The following is a 20,172-nucleotide window of genomic DNA, read 5'->3' on the forward strand; positions in this document are numbered from 1 at the left end:
CACGGGTTAAACGATGTAGCCGTCAGGCGAGGTGCACCCTCTAACCAACTGTGCTATTAAGGGAGCGACTTAATCGCTTAATTGAATCACTCAGCCACGCAAAAACCACTCCTTCGTTTGCCTAGCCTGGCGGCTACGGGTTAAACGATGTAGCCGTTAGGCGATACGATTCGCTTGACGCATTACGTTAGGCTGTCGCCTAGTTGTTGGCGGAGGCGATTGAGTACTCGACAACGGGCTTGGCGCACGGCGGCCGGGGACATCGATAATTCTTCGCACACGCGGGCAGTGGACTGACCGTCGACTACTGAGCGCCAAAAGGCTTGCCATGTTTGCGGCTGGATACTGGCTTCGATTTGTTTCAATGCAGCTAACGTGAGTTGCTGCAGGTCTTCTTTTTGGCTGGGCTGGTCGTCGGGTATATCGAGGGCCAATTCGTCAGGCAAATGCTGCAAACGGACCAGAGCGGTACTACCACCGATCGGGCTGGCATGCCGAGCTTCGCGCCGGGCTGCATCGCGCAGTTTGTTGCGGGTGATCATCCACAACCAACCGCGAAACGAGCCACTACTTGTTGTCGGATGATAAGTATCCAACGAACGGGCCACCGCAGCGAATACATCTTGAATACAGTCGGCAGTTGCTTCCGGTGAAACTTTCAGCCGCCGGCACCAGGCGACCATCAGCGGACTATACAGATCAACCAGCTCCGCCCAAGCCTGCTCGTCCCGCAACCGGGCGCGATCCAGTAAGCTAAGTCGAGTCGCAGTAGTCATCGCCTCTCCGGAAGAACCATCTCACAAACATCGTAGCGGCAGTCGTCAAGGCTTATCATAACCCAACAATCGTCGGCAGAGCCAGCGGCCCATCGTTTAACCCGTAGCCGTTAGGCGAGGTGCACCCTCTAACCAACTGTGCTAACACGCGGGTGCTCTAATCGCTTAACGGAATGACTGAGCCATGCGAAAACCACTCCTCCGTTTGCCTAGCCTGGCGGCTCATCGTTTAACCCGTAGCCGTCAGGCGAGGTGCACCCTCTAACCAACTGTGCTAACACGCGGGTGCTCTAATCGCTTAACGGAATGACTAAGCCATGCGAAAACCACTCCTCCGTTTGCCTAGCCTTCGGCCACGGGTTAAACGATGTAGCCGTCAGGCGAGGTGCACCCTCTAACCAAGTGTGCTAACACGCGGGTGCTCTAATCGCTTAACGGAATGACTGAGCCATGCGAAAACCACTCCTCCGTTTGCCTGGCCTTCGGCCACGGGTTAAACGATGTAGGTGGAGTGCGTCCGCTATACCCGCTTTTGTGTCACACTACTTTCGTTTTCTTAGGGGTGAACGACTAAGATAGCGAATACTCTGTGGGAGAGTGTAAATGATGGTAACTGCGACATGCTTGCCACGCGAGACGCTCAAGCGATACTTGAGCGGCACAATTGCGGACGATCAAACGGGACAGATCGAAGAACATTTGTCCGTCTGCGTCGCGTGCGAACAAACTGTCCTGCAATTGGAGTCGGACCCCGATACGTTGCTGGAGTCAATGCGAGAGCTGGCAGTCGCAGAAAGTCAAGTAAAATCGGGGTTGGGCGATTCACCGAGTGTCGTCCAACGCGCCATCGCGGCCGCTCGAGTGCTCTCTCAGCCGCCAATGTTGCCTGCAAACCCACTGCAAAAACCGGCCCAAATCGGAGCCTATGAACTGCTCAAGTCGCTGGGACGCGGCGGCATGGGGCAAGTCTTTTTGGCCAGGCATACTAGCCTCGACAAACAGGTCGCCGTCAAGCTGCTCTTTCCGCGCCCCGGCCACTCGGGACTGGATGCTGACAACCTCATCTCGCGTTTTCAACGCGAGATGCGAGCCGCCGGTCGGCTCAATCATCCCACGATCGTCTCGGCCACCGACGCAGGGCAAGAGAATGGTACGCATTACCTGGTGATGGAGTACATCGATGGTATCGACCTGAGCCGTCTGGCCAAAGCGACGGGCCCGTTGGCTATGGCCGATGCTTGCGAACTCATTCGCCTGGTCGCGCAAGGTCTCTCGCATGCGCACGCCGCCGGCATCGTGCATCGCGATATCAAGCCTTCGAACTTGATGCTCGATCGACAAGGCCGCGTGAAGATCCTCGACTTTGGTTTGGCCCAGTGGAACTTGCTGAACGAGTCGGCTATTGAATTGACCACCGTTGGGCAACTGATGGGTACGCTCGACTACATGGCGCCAGAACAAGCGGAACGCAACGACGGCGTCGACTATCGCGCGGATTTATATGCGCTGGGAGCGACGCTCTTTCGTTTGTTAACAGGTCGTCCACCGCTGGCCGCTTCGCCGAACATGACACTGCTGGAGAAAGTGCGGTTGCTCGGTTCGCAGAGTGCACCTACGTTATCATCGCTGCGCAGCGACGCTCCGCCGGCATTGGTGCAACTGGTTGCCAGCTTGCTCCATCGTCAAATCACCGAGCGACCAGCCAGTGCAGCTCACGTGGCTGCGGCCCTTGAGCCCTTCTGTGCCGGGCATGATCTGACAGGCCTCTTCGCGAACGCCGAAGCGATTGTCGATCAGCCACTTGCACCTGAGTACGATCAACAAGCCAACGATCCACTAGCACAAAGTAAAGCAGCACGCACCGCGCCAGAGTTGCCGCCGATACCGCCGTCGCGCCTAGGCAAGTGGCTGTGGGCTGCCGCCGCAGTGCCGCTCATGATTCTGGCCGGAGTGCTCGTCACGCTGGAACTACAAAAAGGTCAGCTGGTGATTCAATCGGACGTCGCAGATATCCATGTCCAATTGCGGCGCGATAATAAAACAGTAAAAGAGCTGACCATTCAACCAGGCACTACCACGACTCGTTTGAGTGCCGACCAATACGAGATCGTCATCGATGCGCCCAGCGATCAAGTCAGCATCGACAAAGAGAGTTTCATAGTTCGCAATGGTCAAACCATCGTGGCGACTGTCAAACAAGTGGTGCGGGATGAGAAGCCCAATGGAGTTTCTCCGCCCTCCATGACGGTGGAAGAAGCGACGCATGCGGCGCTGTCGGCGATTAATCCACAGATCGCTACTGCTCCGGAAACAAATGGTAATCCTGTACAGCCAACGGTCAGTGGACTGAATTTTCAGCAGTGGCTCAGTATCTTACAGCGAAGCAAAGATTCGTCGGATCAGCTCATGGCCCTGAGTGCGATCGAAAAACTGATGGACCAGGTTGCTAACGGTCAGGCCACCGCGGTCGACGAGACATCCGCCATTCCGATCATAGAAAAGTCCTTGCAGTCCGAGGCCGCCAAGGTCCGTGATAAAGCTGACTTGTACAAGTTCGTGCAGCTGCCAAACGTCAACGTGGCCTTCAATGTTTTGTCGCGACTGGGGGGGCTTCCAGAGTTCATCTACGTGCAGCAGCAGTTGGCGGGTAATGACGTGCCCTGGAAGCGAATGATCCTGACCCGGGAGACGATCTCGGCTTTGCTTTCCAGGCGGCTCGACCCGGGAGTGGCCTCCTATGCAATCGATATTGTTACCGGCACCAAACAAGAAGATGCGCACCTAGTCGAGGCAGCGGCCGATTACTTGATGGTCTTTGCTGGACGACCGCTCTATCGTCAAATGCTCCGACCGTCAGAGCCTAGTGACCCAACGTCTCCCTTTCGACGCGACCCGCTCGAGATACTTGATACTTCACCTAAAATCACCAACGAGTATTGGTTTACGCAGCTGGTTGCTCGACTCACTACCAACGGCATAGCAGTGATCGAGCGACGCGCTCGCGAGACGCTACTGAATCAGGAATCACCTCCGCATTTGGTCGTGCTGGCGGCCTTGGTGCTGCAAGATGCAGTTGTGCCCGACATCCAGCCAGCCATTCGCACACGCCTCGCCAAGTTGCTCTTGGAGAAGCCTCGGCTGATGACCACCTACGAAGTCAAGACAAACGCCGTTGAACTGACCATTGCCAAGAGTGCAGAAATCAATCTGAAGTTGCCATCGTTTATGGTACCGGATTGCGAATTCAAGCTGCTCCTGAACCTCATCTCCAATGAAGCGGAGTCGACGGAACTTCTCAAGCAGGCCATCGAGCAACTACATAAGATGTCGGGACACGAAAGTCGCGCGATTCAAGTCCGGCTAGATCAACGTCCGCTGGGTTCCTTGCGGGGAAGATTGTCCGATCTCCGCGCCACGCTCGCGGGGGCAGCTGGCGAGAACATCAATATTCCGCAGCCGCAGCTATTGTTAGGCAGCCTGGCCGCCTGTGCGCAGTTTCGGCTCAATCAACTCCAGCAGGCGCCGGCCACGGAAACTACATCGAAAATCGCTGAAGCAAAGGCCGGCACTGTCAAGCCTGCAATTGAACCTGCGCAGGTCGCTGTGGCTGGTGACAAACAAGAGTCGGCGAGCACTTCCAACGTCGACGATTGGTTGAACATGCTTGAAAAAGCCACGACTTATCAAGACCGCATGAAGTGTTTGAATGCGTTGGTTAGTTCAATCGACGAAACCTTTGGCCCCGCTGCCACAGCCAGACTGCTGGCGGCCGCTCGCACTTGGGATTACCAGCCCGCGCCGAGTACAACGATTCTCGGGCGACTGCGTGGATCAGATGCTAATGAAGATAGCCAACCGTCGGCCGAAACGCTGCTTCTGTATTGTTTGTCGCGTTGCAATCCCCGCGATCGCTTTCTGCAAATTGTTTGTGCGGAGCTATTGACTGGCGAAGATCGCTGGACCGCGCGGTGGATGGCGGGACTGGCTCAGTACAATCAGCGCGGAAGTAGTACCGAAGGCAAGTATGGGCCCGAGATCTTGGAACGGATGTTAAGTCAAGAGTTCGCCGCTGGACCATTGAGTAAGTTTGGTCCCGATACCGCTTTGCTGTGGCAAGAATATTTGCGCCGCGAGTTATCAGCCAACAGGCGCTGGGCGCAGATCTACAGTCGAGTGGCTGTAAAACGCATCCTGGATCAAACTCATTTAGGCCCTGTGTCACTGATGAAGTTGGATCCAAGTGGCGATTTGCGGTGGTTTTCAAATCCAAGTTCTTTTTCCGGCCGACTGGTGCTTGAAGAAGTGATCGCTGTGCATGCCAAACAAGTGCTGGTCGATCCCGCCGCATCTCCCGAGTTGTCGACCCGTGCGGCCTTTCGCCTGGCAACGACCGGCCCGTTTGTTGAGCGCTGGCGTGAAGAACTGGTGCCCATCATTCGCACGCACTTGCAGAGGCTGCTCAAACAGGCTGATGACAAACTATTTGGACGCTTGCCCGACGAATCCAAGCGAATCTTGGAGTGGCAGACCAACGAGATACCAGCCAGCTACGATGTCTTCCATTCACAAGAGGACCTACCCGCGCCGCTGCGAGGTCTGCGCTACGTCAACTCCGAGGTGTTGAGTTACCTGGCCCTGATAAAACGCTTGGAACTGGCGGGTCAATTGGATGTCGAGCTGAAGGAACTGCTGGAACGTTGCATCGCCGGTCGTGAGCCACTGCGCCAGCTTGCCCTAAAGAAGCGTGAATGGATCGCTCGCGCGTCCTGGAGTGGCAATCGGAGTTTCTTGGTGGCGCCTTGGAATGAAGCCCCTGAGTTGGCGTGGACCGCACACCATATCTATAACGTGATCTCAGTGCTACTGAACGATACCATCGTGCCGGATAGCGCGGCCCAACAATTGCAGGCTCGCGATACAGTTCGCTTTCGCCAGGAACTGGCAGACAGCGATGGCGATGGCCAGTTGTCAACGAGCGAAATTGAAACCTACTCCGGCCGCGTTCACCCTGCAGACCCCAACGCAGATGGCATGTGGGACTTCGAAGAGTTGCTGGCTGAACACATGTCGCGTCTAAAACGAGTAGCCGCCCCCTGATCTGAGTCGCCTTGGAGTGCTGCGGCGTTAGCCGCAGCTTTGATGTAGTAACCCAACTTTGCCGCAGCCTGCGCGAACAAGGTGATTCGGGCTTTCAGAGCGACTCAGGCTGCGGCTGAAGACTTTAGTTACATCAAAGCGGTGCCACATGGCACCGCACTCCAAGGTTGACTTCTTGGAGTACTGCGGCGTTAGCCGCAGCTTTGATGTAGTAACCCAACTTTGCCGCAGCCTGCGCGAACAAGGTGATTCGGGCGTTCAGAGCGACTCAGGCTGCGGCTGAAGACTTTAGTTACATCAAAGCGGTGCCACATGGCACCGCACTCCAAGGTTGATGTCCTAACCCAACCGTACCGAAGCCTGTTCAAACGTTAGGTCGTTCCCGACCATCTCTCCGCTTGGCACCGAGAAGCCCTAAGTCAACATCGCATTAGTTTGTAAGTCTTTTGTTAAGTTTTAGCGAAGTTGCCGCTTTCTGCGAGTGAAGTGCTGGTTTATCATCACACCAACTCTTCCAACTCACTCCTCAAGAATTTTCTTGCCGGCAAAGGTCCACGTCCGATGAGGCTTTTTTCGTCTCTGGATTCGTTGCGTTCCAGGTTCCATCGCCGCTCCCCGCAATTGCTAATGCGATCCACCCACCAGCGTGGAGCAGCCGCGTTTCGCCGAGCGATTCTAGAAACTCTCGAGCCGCGGATGGTCATGGACGGCTCGGTGATCATCTCGGAGATCTTGGCAGCCAACAGCGGGGGACTGGCCGATAGCGACGGTGATTCCAGCGACTGGATCGAACTGTACAACACGAGTTCTAACGCGATCAACCTCGACGGTTGGCACCTGACCGATAACGCTGGCGACATGAACGAGTGGCGTTTGCCCGCGGTGACCATTGGGGCCAACGATTTCTTGACGGTCTTCGCTTCTGGAAAAGACCGCGCGGTGCCCGGTTCGGAACTGCACACCAACTTCAGACTCTCGACAGGTGGAGAGTATTTGGCACTGGTCCAACCCGACGGTGCGATCTCGAGCGAGTTTGCGCCTACGTTTCCGCCGCAGGTTTCGAATATCTCGTATGGGGCTGTCTTTGATAGCTCGGTTCTGATTCAAGATGGCAGTTCCGCGCAAGTGCTGGTGCCGACCGATGGCAGCTTGGGTAACACCTGGACTCAGCCGTCCTTCGATGCCAGCGGTTGGACCGCTGGTCAGTTAACCTTTGGATTTGGTGTTGAGGAATTAGGCTTTGATGTTACTTACATCAAGTCTAATGTCATTGTGGGCGATCTGGATGCGGCCCGCGATGTCCTGACCGACGTAACTAAACATGCGCTCAAAGTCGACTCGTCCGCGCCGGTGGTGAATTATCTTGCCAACGGCGGTAGCGGGCATTTTGGAAACGAACTGCCCTTCCCTACGCAATCGATCGGCGATGACATCGACGATTTCGTGATACAGGCTGTCTCATCCATTCAAATACCATCGGCGGGTGAGTGGACCTTTGGTGTCAATAGTGACGATGGCTTTTCGTTGAGGCTCGAGAACAATGGAGTTGTCTTTGAGTCGGAGTTCTTCAATCCACGCGGTGCGGATGATACGTTGGCGACTTTCAACATTCCGACCGCTGGGGCCTGGCAAGCTACGCTGATCATGTATGAGCGTGGCGGTGGCGCCTCCGTCGAGTTTTTTGCTGCGCCAGGTTCGTGGTCCGCGTTTGATGGAGGAGCATTTGATCTGGTTGGTGATGTGGCCAACGGTGGTTTACCCGCGTTTCATGGATTGCCAGTCAATACGAGCCTGGAAAGCCAGATGCTGGGTACTAATGCCTCTATCTACATTCGCATTCCCTTTACTGCCACCAATCCAGCCAGCTACGAATCATTAGTATTGAGGATGCGCTACGACGATGGTTTCGTAGCCTACTTGAATGGAGTCGAAGTTGCGCGACGCAATGCGCCTTCCAGCTTGAGCTACAACTCCAGCGCGGTTCTTGATCGCACCTTAGCGCAAGTGGAAGTGGAAGAAGCGATCAGTCTGACCGACTCACTCGGGCTATTGGTTGCCGGCCAAAATATTTTGGCCATCCAAGGGTTGAACTCATCCAGCATTGATGAGAGCTTTCTGATTCAAACTGAATTGCGGACTATCAGTGTTGAAACCAATCCTGCCCGATACTTTGCGACACCTTCTCCCAACGAGGTGAATACCACTGCGTTTCTGGGTGTCGTGGAGCGAGTAACTGCGAGTGTGGCTGGTGGCTTTTATTCGAGTCCTTTTTCGGTAGTCCTCGCCACTACGACTCCCGGTGCCACGATTCGCTACACGATCGATGGCAGCACTCCAACGTCCACCAATGGTTTGATCTACTCTGAACCAATTCAAGTATCGGGTACGCTGACACTGCGTTCTGCCGCGTTTCTGACCGATTATGTGTCGCTACCATCGATCAGTCGGTCTTACATCTTCGTGGCGGATGTCATCCAGCAATCACCAACAGGTGCACCGCCTGAGGGTTGGCCCAGTTCTTGGGGAAACAACGTAGTTGACTATGGCGTTGATCCGGATATCGTCGCGCTTTACGGTGCGCAGGTGGTGCAGGACGCGCTCTTGGCGATTCCATCGCTTGCCTTGACAACGGACCTTGCAAACTTGTTTGATCCGCAAACGGGCATTTATGGGAATGCCTATGGAGATGGTCGTGAATGGGAACGGCCGGCATCGCTGGAGTTATTGAATCCCGATGGCACGCCTGGCTTCCAAGTAAATGCCGGCGTGCGCATTCGTGGTGGTTACAGCCGTAGCGGCGACAATCCCAAGCATTCGTTCCGATTCTTTTTCCGCGGCGAATACGGCGACAGCAGTTTGAACTATCCGCTGTTTGGCACCACCGGTGCGCAGAGCTTTGAAAAGATGGATCTTAGAACCGCGCAAAACTACTCGTGGAGTTTCGGTGGAGATCCAAACAATACTTTTATATCCGACATCTTCAATCGCGAAGCTCAGCGGGCGATGGGGCAACCCTCGTCTCTCAGCAACTGGTACCACCTCTATATTAACGGTCAATACTGGGGCTTGTATCAGACTCAAGAACGAACCGACGCCGAATATGCGGCCAGCTACTTCGGTGGTGCAGCGTCGGACTACGACGTATTAAAACCGGAAGCCGGACCTTATGAAATTTATGCTACCGATGGTAACGACCAGGCCTATCGTCGGCTATGGGAAGCAGCCAACGGCGGTTTCGTAAGCAATGCCGATTACATGAAAGTGCAGGGTAAGAATCTCGACGGGTCCGAGAATCTCGATTTCGAATCGCTGCTGGATGTTGATAACCTGATCGTCTACATGATCAACATCTTCTACGGTGGCAACTTGGATGCACCAATTTCAAATTTCCTGGGCAACCAGGCGATCAACAACTTTTTCGCGGTCCGAGATCGAACTGGTAGAGCCGGCTTTAAATTCTTCCTCCACGACTCTGAACATTCGTTGCTGCCCTGGGGACTGAACGAAAACCGCAATGGACCTTACCCCGCGGGAGCAGAGTTCCGCCATTTCAATCCGCAGTGGCTACATCAGCGGCTCATGGAAAACGCCGAGTATCGCTTACGCTTTGCGGATAAAGTTCAAGAATCATTCTTTGGCAATGGTGCCTTGACGGTGGCTGCTAACCAGGCGCGTTATCAAAACCATGTTGATCAACTGGACCAGGCGATCATCGCTGAAGCGGCGCGCTGGGGCGATGCCAAACGCCCTGATGATCCACTCGATCGCAGCGATTGGCTGAGCGCAGTGGCCGCTGTGCGAGATACCTACCTGGTCGAGCGAGGCAATATCGTCTTGAACCAATGGCGGTCCAACGGTCTATTCCCAGCCGTCAATGCGCCGACATTTATCGTCAATGGTGCGTTGTCTTTCGGCGGACAAATAACGGCTGGTAGTAACCTGCGATTTGGAGCCGACCAAGGTCTGGTGTATTACACCCTCGATGGCTCGGACCCACGCTTGCAAGGTGGCGAGATCAATCCGAACGCTGTGGTTTACGATCCAAGTGGCACGCTAGAGACCTTGGTCGCCGAGGGATCCGCGTGGCGCTACTTTGATCAAGGCTCGAATGTAGGCACCGCCTGGCAAGCTGGCGGATTCGATGATTCATCGTGGAGCAGCGGCAATGCCGAGCTGGGTTATGGCGATGGTGATGAAGCGACCGTCGTCAGCTTTGGCCCCGATGCAGCTAATAAGCATATAACTACCTACTTCCGCAAGAGCTTTACGGTGGCTGATCCGAGTGCCATTACCTCGCTGACTTTGCGACTGAAGAGAGACGACGGGGCGGTGGTATATATCAACGGTCAAGAAGTTCTCCGCAGCAATCTGCCCGCCGGTCCAATCACGGCCAGCACGTTGGCGATCACCGCTGTTGGTGGCACAGACGAATCGACCTTCTTCGAGTACACGATCGATGGCAGCCGCTTGGTTGAAGGCAACAATGTTATCGCTGTTGAGATTCATCAGTCGGACGCCAACAGCAGCGACATTAGTTTCGATGCCAGTTTGGTGGCCAGCCGACAAACAAACCCAGGGATATCGATCGATAGTTCAGCCACCATCACCGCCCGCGCACTTAATGGTAGTGTGTGGTCAGCCAAGAATGTGGCTGAGTTCAACACGGCGGTGCCGGCTGATGCCAGCAACCTGGCTATCACTGAACTGATGTACAATCCACCTGCACCCACCGGTACCGAACCGGCGCTGGACAAGGAAGAATTCGAATTCGTGGAATTTCGTAACGTTGGAAACGAACCCATCAGTTTGCAGGGTGTCCGTTTCTCGTCGGGAATCACCTTCGATTTCAACTCAGGTAGGGTCTCATTCCTAAACCCGGGGCAGATCGTGGTGGTGGCCAGAAACGAAGTTGCGTTTCGGGCTCGCTACGGCGATCAGCCGTTGCTGGCAGGTAGCTATGCAGTATCAGGCACCAATCTCAGCAACGGTGGTGAATTAATTACGGTACTCGATGCGGCTGGTGAACCGATCCAGTCCTTTACCTATGACGATGCTGCTCCGTGGCCAACTACACCAGACGGCGGTGGTTACTCGTTGACCGCCCGCTGGACCAACCGCGAGTACAACGATGCCAGCAATTGGCGTGCAAGTTATGTGCTCCGCGGTACGCCAGGCTTCGAAGAAAATGACTTCCCCGAACAATTGACGCTGAGTGCCAATACGGTTGCAGAAAACTTGGCCGGAGCGACCATCGGACTATTGTCCGCACTGGATCCCAATCGAAACGATGTATTGACCTTTACCATCGTGCCAGGCGGAGACGGTGCCCAGTTTCAGATTGTCGGTAACCAGTTGAGGGTCGGTCCAGTTGGCCTGGATTTCGAAGCTGGGGACAGTCGTACGGTGACGGTTCGAGCGGCCGATCCGCTGGGCCTGTTTTTCGACCGCGCATTTACCATCCAAGTTACAGATGTCGATGACACTCCCACGCTGAGCTTGAGCATCGATGTGAGTTCCATCAGCGAACAAGCGGGGCGAGCAACTGCCACTCTGACCCGTAGTAAGACTGATCTGAATTCAGAATTGGTCGTGCAACTGACCAGTTCAGATGAGTCCGAAGTAGTTGTCCCGGCAACAGTTACAATCCCTGCAGGACAAGCGTCGATCAGTTTTGAAGTCGCCGCGGTCGATGATACTTTGTTGGATGGTCCGCAAAACGTTATTCTATCTGCCACCGCCGATGGTTTTGAAACGGCGAGTGCCAGCCTGGAAGTGACCGACTTTGAAACGTTGAGCCTGACGCTTGATGCGCCTTCGATGAGTGAACTGGGTGGTCAGGTTTCCGTGCAAGTGACGCGCGGTAACAGTGACCTGACGTCGGAGTTGGTTGTGCAACTAACCGGCTCGGATGAGTCCGAAGTTAGCGTACCAGCCACAGTGACGATTCCTGCTGGCCAGGCTTCGGTCAGTTTCATCATCTCGGCGGTGGACGATACGTTACTGGATGGATCGCAGAGTGTTGATCTGTCTGCATCGGCCAGTGGTTATCAAACTGGTACCGCCACTGTAGAGGTAACCGACTTTGAAACGTTGAGCCTGACGCTTGATGCGACTTCGATGAGTGAACTCGGTGGTCAGGTTTCCGTGCAAGTGACGCGCGGTAACAGCGACCTGACGTCGGAATTGGTTGTGCAACTAACCAGCTCGGATGAGTCCGAAGTTAGCGTACCAGCCACAGTGACGATTCCTGCTGGCCAGGCCTCGGTCAGTTTCATCATCTCGGCGGTGGACGATACGTTACTGGATGGATCGCAGAGTGTTGATCTGTCCGCATCGGCCAGCGGTTACCAAACTGGTACCGCCACAGTAGAAGTGACTGACTTTGAAACGTTGAGTCTGACGCTTGATGCGCCTTCGATGAGTGAACTCGGTGGTCAGGTTTCCGTGCAAGTGACGCGCGGTAACAGCGACCTGACGTCGGAGTTGGTTGTCCAACTAACCAGTTCGGATGTCTCCGAAGTGAACCTCCCTTCTTCAGTGACCATTCCTGCCGGCCAGGCCTCGGTCAGTTTCAAAATTGACGCGGTGGATGATACGTTGTTGGATGGATCGCAGAGTGTTGATCTGTCTGCATCGGCCAGCGGTTACCAGTCGGCCACATCCACGTTGGTGGTGACCGACTTCGAATCGTTGAGCATCAAGCTCGATGCAGGCTCGATGAGCGAACTGAATGGTCTCTTCTTTGGCCAGGTGACGCGAAGTAACAGTGACTTGGCGTCGGAGTTGGTTGTACAACTGGCCAGCTCGGATACTACGGAAGCCACCGTACCAGCAACAGTAACCATAGCGGCCGGTCAAACAACGGTCTCGTTTACGATCACATCCGTCGATGATACGTTGCTGGATGGACCGCAGAACGTTCAGCTGATGGCCACGGCCAACGGTTATCAAGCGGCAAGTGCGAGCGTGCTAGTCACGGATTTGGAAACGCTCAGCATCACCATCGATATATCATCGATTTCCGAGAATAATGGCACTGCTGTGGCAACCATCAGTCGCAGTAACACAGATACCGACCAGGCGCTAACGGTGACGTTGCTCAATGGCGATCCGAGCGAAGTCAGCATACCTGCCAGTGTTGTCATACCCGCTGGCCAATCGTCAGTCACTATCCCAGTTCAAGCGGTCAACGACACATTGGTCGATGGTCCACAGACTTTCAATCTTGTAGCCCGGGCAGATGGATATCTAGGTTCGGCGACAGTTGCAATTACCGTCACCGATGATGATCGCGCATTCCCTTGGCAGAACCCGCGCAATGTGCTGGATGTCAATGACAATGGACAGGTCACGCCCTTTGATGCTTTGCTGGTGATCAATGCCATTAACGTGCGTATGGTCCTTACGCCACAGTTGCCCGAGCCCTTCGATCCGGTCATGTATGTAGACGTCAATGGCGACGGTGCACTTTCGGCTATTGATGCCCTGCTGGTGATCAATCGCTTGAACACCAATCCTGCTGGTGAAGGCGAAGGGCAGGGAGAAGACAGCTCAAGCGTCTACAACCAGCGCGACGCTTACTTCGAAGAGCTCGACCAGGCAGCAGGTTCCGTTTCGTCAAGGCGCAAATGGCAGTTTATGCCCTCAACCCGAAGAGTCAGCTAATGGTTCCTTAGCCGACCAACCGCTGGTGGATTCGTTGTCTTTGCTCGAGCGTGGCGTTACTGACTTGACCAAAACGTCCGGTGCACGCATCGCGAGAATCATCGATAAACCAAGGGTGACATTGAGCTCCGCGGTTCATCAAGAGTTCGAAGACCTCGTCCGCGCCGGCCACAATCGCCCAGCCGGCAGGTGTGTTGTTGTGCAAGTGACCGGAGCGTACTTCGATGTCGGCGCCATTGTCCAGCAGAGCCTGGGCCGAGGCCGCGCAGTTGTTCCACGCAGAGGTGTGCAGTGATGTGCCTTGATCGTAGCCGCCACGAACATTTGGAGACATTCCATGACGTACCAGCTGGTTGATAGGCTCGCCGCGATTGCCTTTGGCGGCTGCATGCAGTGGAGTCGCATCGAGTCCAACTGAAAAAGTCAAAATGTTATGCACGTCGTGCGCGCTGCCAGGCGGAAAGAACGCTTGATTGATCCGCGCATGGATCAGGTTTGGCTCGGCCAGCAAGAGCGTCTCTACTGACCGATCATCACCACAGCTGACCGCCGCAAAAATATCAGGCTGTGCGCCGACCGACAGCAGGTAACGTGCGACTTCGGGTCGAGTCGTACACAGGTATTGAACTGGGGTACTAAAGTGGTCGATGCAGCGGGCATCAATTTCCGCCCCGCGCTCGAGCAACAACTGAGCAACTTCGACTGTGTCTGCGAAATGCAGCGGATGACATCCATCTCCGCCCGCTTCCGTCACTCGCTCGGGATTGACGTCTAGCAAACTGCCGAGGCTATCTCTATCGCCCAGTCCAGCGGCCGTGTGCACGTCTATGGTGGCGCCGTGCGCGAGCAGAAATTCAGCCAGTTGTTTGTCGCCTCGAAAAATCGCGCAGTGCAGTGGACTCCAGGGTCCCATATGCCAATCGCTTCTCTTGTCGGGATCGGCGCCCAACTCAAGCAGCAGTTCCACAACCGCAGGTCGATGGCTAAAGCAAGCCGCCGTTAGGGGCGTCGCTCCAAAGTTGCGATAGTCAAAGCTCTCGAGTAGCCCAGGATCGTTACTGACGGCAGCTCGGATCGCTGCCGTGTCACCGGTAGCCAACGTGCGAAAGAACTCAGTTTGCTGCGGTGTGTTTATCGACATGGTCTGGCCCTAGGCAGTAGCCACCGTCGCCAGACGGTGGATGGATCTCATGAAAACATGACAGTAAATAAAACACAAAAAGCAATTTTGGAAGCAACTACTTCTCGGTCCCAGGTGCGGGATATCCGCAGGAGGCATCGTCGATGACTAATACCCAGTCGAGCAATTCGCCGGGCGTCGGCGGTACGAACTGCTTCTTGCCAGCATTCTCAAAACTACCTAGGGATTGAGATTGGCCAGTTCGCGGGTCAAACCACCAGCCGTTGAGCGTTGTGTGGGCGATATGCGATGTATCGATGGTTAGGCTACGACCGACCGGGCAGTAGACCATCAAGTAAGTGCCTTCGCTGTCGCGAGTGGCTACATAACGGTAGCGGCCCGCGCCTGGTACACTGGTCGCCACTCGATCGGTAACAACGATGTCAGGGTCGGGGATGCGCGTGAAATACGGTCGCGACTCCATCAGGGCTCGACCATGCTTCATTTGTTGTGCCCCTGGTTGTTCGATAGCCGTCATCCAGTTCATGAGCGGGTTGTTGACTGGTTGCCGGCCATCGGTCCAAAACTGCCAGACAGAATGATGACCATAGGTGTGCCCACACGCCCCTGAAAAGACATCCCAGTAGAAGGTTCGCCGCACATCGGCCGAGACCGAGTGGCCGAGTTTGTTGGCATCGAAGGATATAGGATGATCTTCGTAGATCGGCTCACCATCGATCACAGGCTTGGTCGGTTGCAACTGGTAGTCGCGCAGGGTTGCGTCATACCGACCTGTGAATTCAGCCGCGTGACCATTCTGACGCATGTTGAAGTCCAACCAATCTTCGGCGTGAAAATATTGGCTCGAGCCTGTGCCGCCGGCTGGGTGCCAGGTGATCAGGTGTCGTCCGTCGTCGCCAACTGTTAATCCCTTGGCAAACGCCCGCATGAGTTCTTTATGTTCGTCGTTCTCGATAGGACGATCTCCACCTAGGATCCAAACGACACCAGCGTTTTTGTAACGCGTGGCCAGCCAACGTGCATACACTTCGGCATTCTGCGGACTGAAGATCTCGGGTCCTTGCCCCCACTTCTTATTCCACTTGTCGCCCCAAGTCGGCAACAGCCCAACATACATACCACGCTGGTTGGCTTGGGCGATGACATAGTCGACGTGATCCCAGTAATCGTTATCGGGACCATCTTTGACGTCAGGTCGAGCCGGATCGTTGTCGATCAGAGGTTTAAAGCCGTAATGGTTGGGAGCATTGAGCCCATCGAACTCGGCCAGCGCAACAGCTTGTACCACGTTAAAGCGGTGCCGCGCGCGGTTATCCAAATATTGGAGCGCCTCCTCGCGACTGGTGCGATGAAAAATCTCCCAAGCTGTATCGCCCAGCCAGAAGAATGGCTGTCCATCGACCGTCTGCAAAAAGTGCTTGTTATCGCTAACGGCCAGCGATGGCAACTCTTGTGCCCTTGCCAAAGCGGCCGTGCACACGATCAGCCAGCAAACTAGATAACGCATATGCTTTTTAGTCTTCACAATAGAAATCGTAAAAGATTCTGGCGGCGTAGGCGGCCGGAAAGCCTAGCAGTGCTCCACCTAACAGAAAGCCTGGCCAGTAGCCGAGTATCTCGCCATTAGGAGTCGTGCCTGGTCGAAACATGCCCATCCAAATCATGCACTGCCCGGCGATTGCAGCGCCGGCCATAAACGCCAAGCCACCTGCCGAGCCAACGAAACGCGAACGTGCGCGTTTGGGTTTTAACTCACGATACTTTTCATAGAGATCCATGATTCACTCTCCGCCGCTCGTACCAGTGCCGCCATCGCTGCCGCCAGAGTCGGTTCTGGCCATTGATCTGCTGACCTATATCGTAAACCTGCCATCAACCCAGGTACAATCGGCGACACCCCAGGGCGATAAGAAAAAAGCACTTTAGATGCTTTGGCGATCTTTGGTCTTCTCTGCGATCCTCTGCGTCTCTGCGTTGGGAAAAGAGAACCTTCTAAACCCGACCGTTCGAATGGCAATGAACTACGCGACTAGCAGGAATATTTTGAAACGCAGAGTCCGCGGAGTTCGCAGAGAAAACGCAAAATCAATCAACGCCCGAATCTACGGGTATAACGGCGACTGGGCAGTGTGATTTGGTTAGCACGCGCTCGGATGTTGTACCGCGCAGGCCGTCCAAAAAACGATCGGGGCCGTCGGTGGTCATCACGATCAACTGTGCACCAATATCGCGAGCAAAACTGGCAATCGATTCAGCGCGATCACCCTCTATTCTGTTTTGATTCCAAGTCCAGCCGTTGTCGGTAGGTCTCTCGACCGTGGGCATGGTCTCTGGTGTACCGACATGCAGCAGCGTGACCATGCCCTCGGGTAAATTCAGGCTGTTGATCAGCTTCTGCACAAATTGGACAGCGGCTGCGGCGCGCGGTTTTTTCACGACTGGAATTAGGATGTGATTAAGTGTCACCGAGCCATCCTGGTAGGACACAAAGCCCTCGCGTCCCACTGGGATGAAGAGCGTGTTTTGTTTGGAGCCATGCGAGATGCGCTCGCCAACCATGGGTCCCAGCCAACGCATCACGCCATCACGCTGATGGACCGACAGCACGATTAAGTCGACTTCGTTTACCTCGAAGTAGTCCGTACAAGCTTTGACCGGGTCATTGCAAGAGGCAACCGCTTTACTGACCCGTAAGTGAAGGTGCGCCACAGCGCTCCTGGGACTCCCAGCCGGCAGAATCTTCCAGCGAACCAGCGTCTCCATCACGCTGGGGAAGCTATGCCAGTCCGCCACAAAGCTGTCGTCGACATGCATCATCTGCAGCAGAGCTTTACTCTCCAGCGCCAACTTCAAGGCATGAGTAAACGCTATCTCGCTTTCCGGGGTGAAGTCAGAAGGATGGAAAATCGTTTCAAAACGAGGATGAGATGCCATGGGTTCCTGCTGCTGTTCAAAAGTTGGGTGTTCGATAGAAGTCCGGACAAATGCGGCTGGGATTACGCTCGTTCAAAATGATAAGTCGATGGGCTGCTTACTTAACAATGTCTCGGCCAGGTAGTCTCTTACGACCAGGTCGTTTGAAAGTACTTGCAGGCCTGAGCTTTCAGTGACGATCTCTTGAACCAAGCTCTTGATGCGAAGCGAGTCGCAATGGCCGCGCAGCGAGATGCCTTGCTCTGAAACGTCGATTGAGAGCCAACGCAAATGACCACCCATTAAACAAACGACTAAGCTCTTCAGCTCAGTGGAAACTCGATTTCTGCAGTCGGGTGGGGTCATGGATCGGGTTCCGCAAGCGGCTTCTTGGAGGATGCTGAATTGTCGCGACGTCTTCCGCCCGCCGCCAATGATTATTGAAGCATGAAAAGATAAAACAATTTGAATCGTGGGCTGCGAACAGTTGGTTTTGTCAAAGTATCGTTCGTGCTCAGCTCGAGCTGCATGGGATGTGGACCACGGGTTGGCTCACGATTGTCGCGAATTGTGGCGCGCAAACCACGGTTCTGTGACATGACTACTTCATCATATGACGTCTCGTCCCAGGTTCCCAGCTGCGGCTAAACGTCCATGAGGGCGCTTTTGCGTAAGGATTGTAACTTTTGTGACGCTGCAGGATCAAAGCACTTGTAAGCTGAATCGCTAACAAGTAAATGTTTGGGAAGGAATTATTGTGACTCGACGAGCGGGGGTAGCCACCAAAGGCCAAGGCAGCCAGGTACTGGCAAGCTTGGGCCGACTTAGCGTCGGCCTGACGACAATTCTGTTTTGGTTGGCAGTTTTGCCAAACGCGTTCGCCCAAACATCGCAGTCGTTGCAGAGCGCGAGTGCCCACAAGCAGCCCGAGCCAGCGGTTCATTTCGCCAAGGGCTCCGATTGTGCGCTGTGTCACTCGTTCTCCCAGGCAGCTAGCGCCATGCGTGATCTGAAAAGCCGCAACGTGGCTCCATACGATCTATGGTCCGGTTCCATGATGGCCAACTCCGCGGTCGATCCTTATTGGAAAGCCGCTGTCTCGGCCGAGGTTGCGGCTACACCGTCGCAGAAACCTCATATTGAAGAGGTCTGCAGTCGCTGTCACGCGCCCATGGCAGCCCCGATTGCCACTAGCCCCGACGGTCAAGTTCTGGCTTTCCTGCACGATAAACAGGCACAGGCCAACCTGGGCAAAGACGGTGTCTCGTGCACCGTTTGTCATCAAATCAGTAGCGAAAACTTGGGTACCGACGAGTCCTTTACAGGTGGATTCCAGTTCAACGACCAGCGCGCGATCTATGGACCTCATGCCAATCCGGTCACGATGCCCATGCAACGCCACGTCGGTTACACACCAACCCAAGGGGATCACATCTTAAGCTCGGCCATGTGTGCCACCTGTCACACCGTCATTACTGAAAGCTTTGACCAGCAGGGCAGCCCAACACAAACTCATCTGCACGAACAGGTACCTTACCTCGAGTGGCGCAACTCCATTTTTAATGACGAAGTCGAATCGAATCGCGCAACTGGAAAGAGTTGCCAGAGTTGCCACGTCCCTCAGACCGACGTCGATGGCCAGCCGATCTCGGCCAAGTTAGCTCACAATCCAGGCGGCCGGGACTTCCCATTCCTGCGTCCCCGCCAGCCCTATGGCCGACACACATTTGCCGGCGGCAACGTCTTCATGACGCAGTTGCTGCGCGACAATCGTCAGTCATTAAACCTCTCGACCCCCGTTGAGGCCTTCGAGCGTGTTATTGAAGATTCGCGAAAGATGCTCAAGCGCGACACAGCCAAACTTTCGATCGCGCCCGGTCGCACAGCCGGGGCGACGACTACAGTCTCCGTGCTAGTTGAGAACATATCGGGTCATAAGTTTCCGACGGCTTACCCTTCGCGTCGCGCATGGCTGGAATTCGTAGTGCGTGACCTGGATGGTTCCATAGTCTTCCAGTCAGGGCGATTCAATCCGAGAGGGCAGATAGTGGATGGAGAGGATCGGGTGCTGGCAACGGAACATGCCAGTGGCCCGATTCAACCGCACTTCGATACGATCTCCGGTCCTCAGCAAGTGCAGATTTTTGAAACCTTGATGCAGGATACGGACGGCGTTCTCACATTTGCTTTGCTCAGAGGCAGTCAGTTTCAGAAAGACAATCGACTACTGCCGCAGGGCTGGAGCGCTCAACACGTGCATGCCTCAGCCACGCGGCCGATCGGCGTGGATGACGATTCCGATTTTGGCCCCGGTGCCGATACCACTCACTATCAACTGCAGCTACCGACTGGTCGCTACAAGATCGAGACGCGTTTGCTGTTCCAGTCGTTGTCGAGCCGCTACGTCGCGGAATTACTGAAAGTTGATACGCCAGAGGTAAAGTCGTTTGCCCGTCTCTATGAAAAAGCGAGCCTCAATCCCGAAATCATTGCGACCGCTACGCTGGAATTGACTGTGCCGTAATTTTCACGCGTTCAGTATTCTTCCAAGAATGCTCGTATGATTCTACGCATGCGGAC

At 54.9% G+C, this 20,172-nt stretch carries 11 protein-coding genes; 5 read left to right on the forward strand and 6 right to left on the reverse strand.

Annotated elements, in window-relative coordinates:
- Nucleotides 1-182 precede the first annotated feature (182 nt).
- Nucleotides 183-776: an RNA polymerase sigma factor gene (locus SH573x_RS18210; protein WP_479349114.1), complete on the reverse strand. Its 594-nt coding sequence runs from the start codon at nt 774-776 to the stop codon at nt 183-185.
- Between the two features lie 603 nt (nt 777-1,379).
- Between SH573x_RS18210 and SH573x_RS18215 the strand changes: the two genes are divergently transcribed.
- The 3 genes from SH573x_RS18215 (at nt 1,380) to SH573x_RS18225 (ending at nt 13,538) form a co-directional block, all read left to right on the forward strand.
- The gene (locus SH573x_RS18215) at nt 1,380-5,873 is read left to right on the forward strand and encodes a serine/threonine-protein kinase (RefSeq protein ID WP_479349116.1); all 4,494 of its coding nucleotides are present in this window, start codon (nt 1,380-1,382) and stop codon (nt 5,871-5,873) included.
- Nucleotides 5,874-6,021: 148 nt separating this feature from the next.
- The gene (locus tag SH573x_RS18220) at nt 6,022-6,156 is read left to right on the forward strand and encodes a hypothetical protein (RefSeq protein WP_479349117.1); all 135 of its coding nucleotides are present in this window, start codon (nt 6,022-6,024) and stop codon (nt 6,154-6,156) included.
- Between the two features lie 344 nt (nt 6,157-6,500).
- Entirely contained in the window at nt 6,501-13,538 is a 7,038-nt protein-coding gene (locus SH573x_RS18225) for a lamin tail domain-containing protein (RefSeq protein WP_479349119.1), read from the forward strand.
- Nucleotides 13,539-13,545: 7 nt separating this feature from the next.
- On the opposite strand, the gene SH573x_RS18230 is transcribed toward SH573x_RS18225, so the two are convergent.
- The 3 genes from SH573x_RS18230 to SH573x_RS18240 form a co-directional block, all read right to left on the reverse strand.
- Entirely contained in the window at nt 13,546-14,679 is a 1,134-nt protein-coding gene (locus tag SH573x_RS18230) for an ankyrin repeat domain-containing protein (RefSeq protein ID WP_479349120.1), read from the reverse strand.
- A 97-nt stretch (nt 14,680-14,776) separates the two neighbouring features.
- Nucleotides 14,777-16,204 carry a glycoside hydrolase family 140 protein gene (locus tag SH573x_RS18235; RefSeq protein ID WP_479349121.1) on the reverse strand — a complete coding sequence of 476 codons (1,428 nt, stop codon included), beginning with the start codon at nt 16,202-16,204 and terminating at the stop codon, nt 14,777-14,779.
- Entirely contained in the window at nt 16,194-16,457 is a 264-nt protein-coding gene (locus SH573x_RS18240; protein ID WP_479349122.1) for a hypothetical protein, read from the reverse strand. The genes SH573x_RS18235 and SH573x_RS18240 overlap by 11 nt, the downstream gene beginning before the upstream one ends.
- Here SH573x_RS18240 and SH573x_RS18245 point away from each other — a divergent pair.
- Nucleotides 16,456-16,605, forward strand: a complete 150-nt coding sequence (locus SH573x_RS18245) for a hypothetical protein (protein ID WP_479349123.1) — start codon at nt 16,456-16,458, stop codon at nt 16,603-16,605. The two genes, SH573x_RS18240 and SH573x_RS18245, sit on opposite strands and share 2 nt — an antisense overlap.
- A gap of 159 nt (nt 16,606-16,764) precedes the next feature.
- Here the strand turns inward: SH573x_RS18245 and SH573x_RS18250 are convergent, their stop codons facing one another.
- Both SH573x_RS18250 and SH573x_RS18255 read right to left on the reverse strand, forming a co-directional pair.
- Nucleotides 16,765-17,613: a universal stress protein gene (locus SH573x_RS18250; protein ID WP_479349124.1), complete on the reverse strand. Its 849-nt coding sequence runs from the start codon at nt 17,611-17,613 to the stop codon at nt 16,765-16,767.
- A 72-nt stretch (nt 17,614-17,685) separates the two neighbouring features.
- Nucleotides 17,686-17,958 carry a hypothetical protein gene (locus SH573x_RS18255; RefSeq protein ID WP_479349125.1) on the reverse strand — a complete coding sequence of 91 codons (273 nt, stop codon included), beginning with the start codon at nt 17,956-17,958 and terminating at the stop codon, nt 17,686-17,688.
- 391 nt (nt 17,959-18,349) lie between these two features.
- Here SH573x_RS18255 and SH573x_RS18260 point away from each other — a divergent pair, with 391 nt between their 5' ends.
- Nucleotides 18,350-20,116: a multiheme c-type cytochrome gene (locus SH573x_RS18260; RefSeq protein ID WP_479349126.1), complete on the forward strand. Its 1,767-nt coding sequence runs from the start codon at nt 18,350-18,352 to the stop codon at nt 20,114-20,116.
- The last annotated feature ends 56 nt before the right edge of the window (nt 20,117-20,172 follow it).

This window comes from Rania fehmarnensis (assembly GCF_056494185.1).

What these genes read in the sequence shown, in the direction of transcription:
- SH573x_RS18225 (WP_479349119.1), top strand. Translation starts at nt 6,501, where the DNA reads ATGCGATCCACCCACCAGCGTGGAGCAGCCGCGTTTCGCCGAGCGATT.
- SH573x_RS18250 (WP_479349124.1), bottom strand. Translation starts at nt 17,613, where the DNA reads ATGGCATCTCATCCTCGTTTTGAAACGATTTTCCATCCTTCTGACTTC.
- SH573x_RS18220 (WP_479349117.1), top strand. Translation starts at nt 6,022, where the DNA reads ATGGCACCGCACTCCAAGGTTGACTTCTTGGAGTACTGCGGCGTTAGC.
- SH573x_RS18245 (WP_479349123.1), top strand. Translation starts at nt 16,456, where the DNA reads ATGATTCACTCTCCGCCGCTCGTACCAGTGCCGCCATCGCTGCCGCCA.
- SH573x_RS18230 (WP_479349120.1), bottom strand. Translation starts at nt 14,679, where the DNA reads ATGTCGATAAACACACCGCAGCAAACTGAGTTCTTTCGCACGTTGGCT.
- SH573x_RS18210 (WP_479349114.1), bottom strand. Translation starts at nt 776, where the DNA reads ATGACTACTGCGACTCGACTTAGCTTACTGGATCGCGCCCGGTTGCGG.
- SH573x_RS18215 (WP_479349116.1), top strand. Translation starts at nt 1,380, where the DNA reads ATGATGGTAACTGCGACATGCTTGCCACGCGAGACGCTCAAGCGATAC.
- SH573x_RS18255 (WP_479349125.1), bottom strand. Translation starts at nt 17,958, where the DNA reads ATGACCCCACCCGACTGCAGAAATCGAGTTTCCACTGAGCTGAAGAGC.
- SH573x_RS18240 (WP_479349122.1), bottom strand. Translation starts at nt 16,457, where the DNA reads ATGGATCTCTATGAAAAGTATCGTGAGTTAAAACCCAAACGCGCACGT.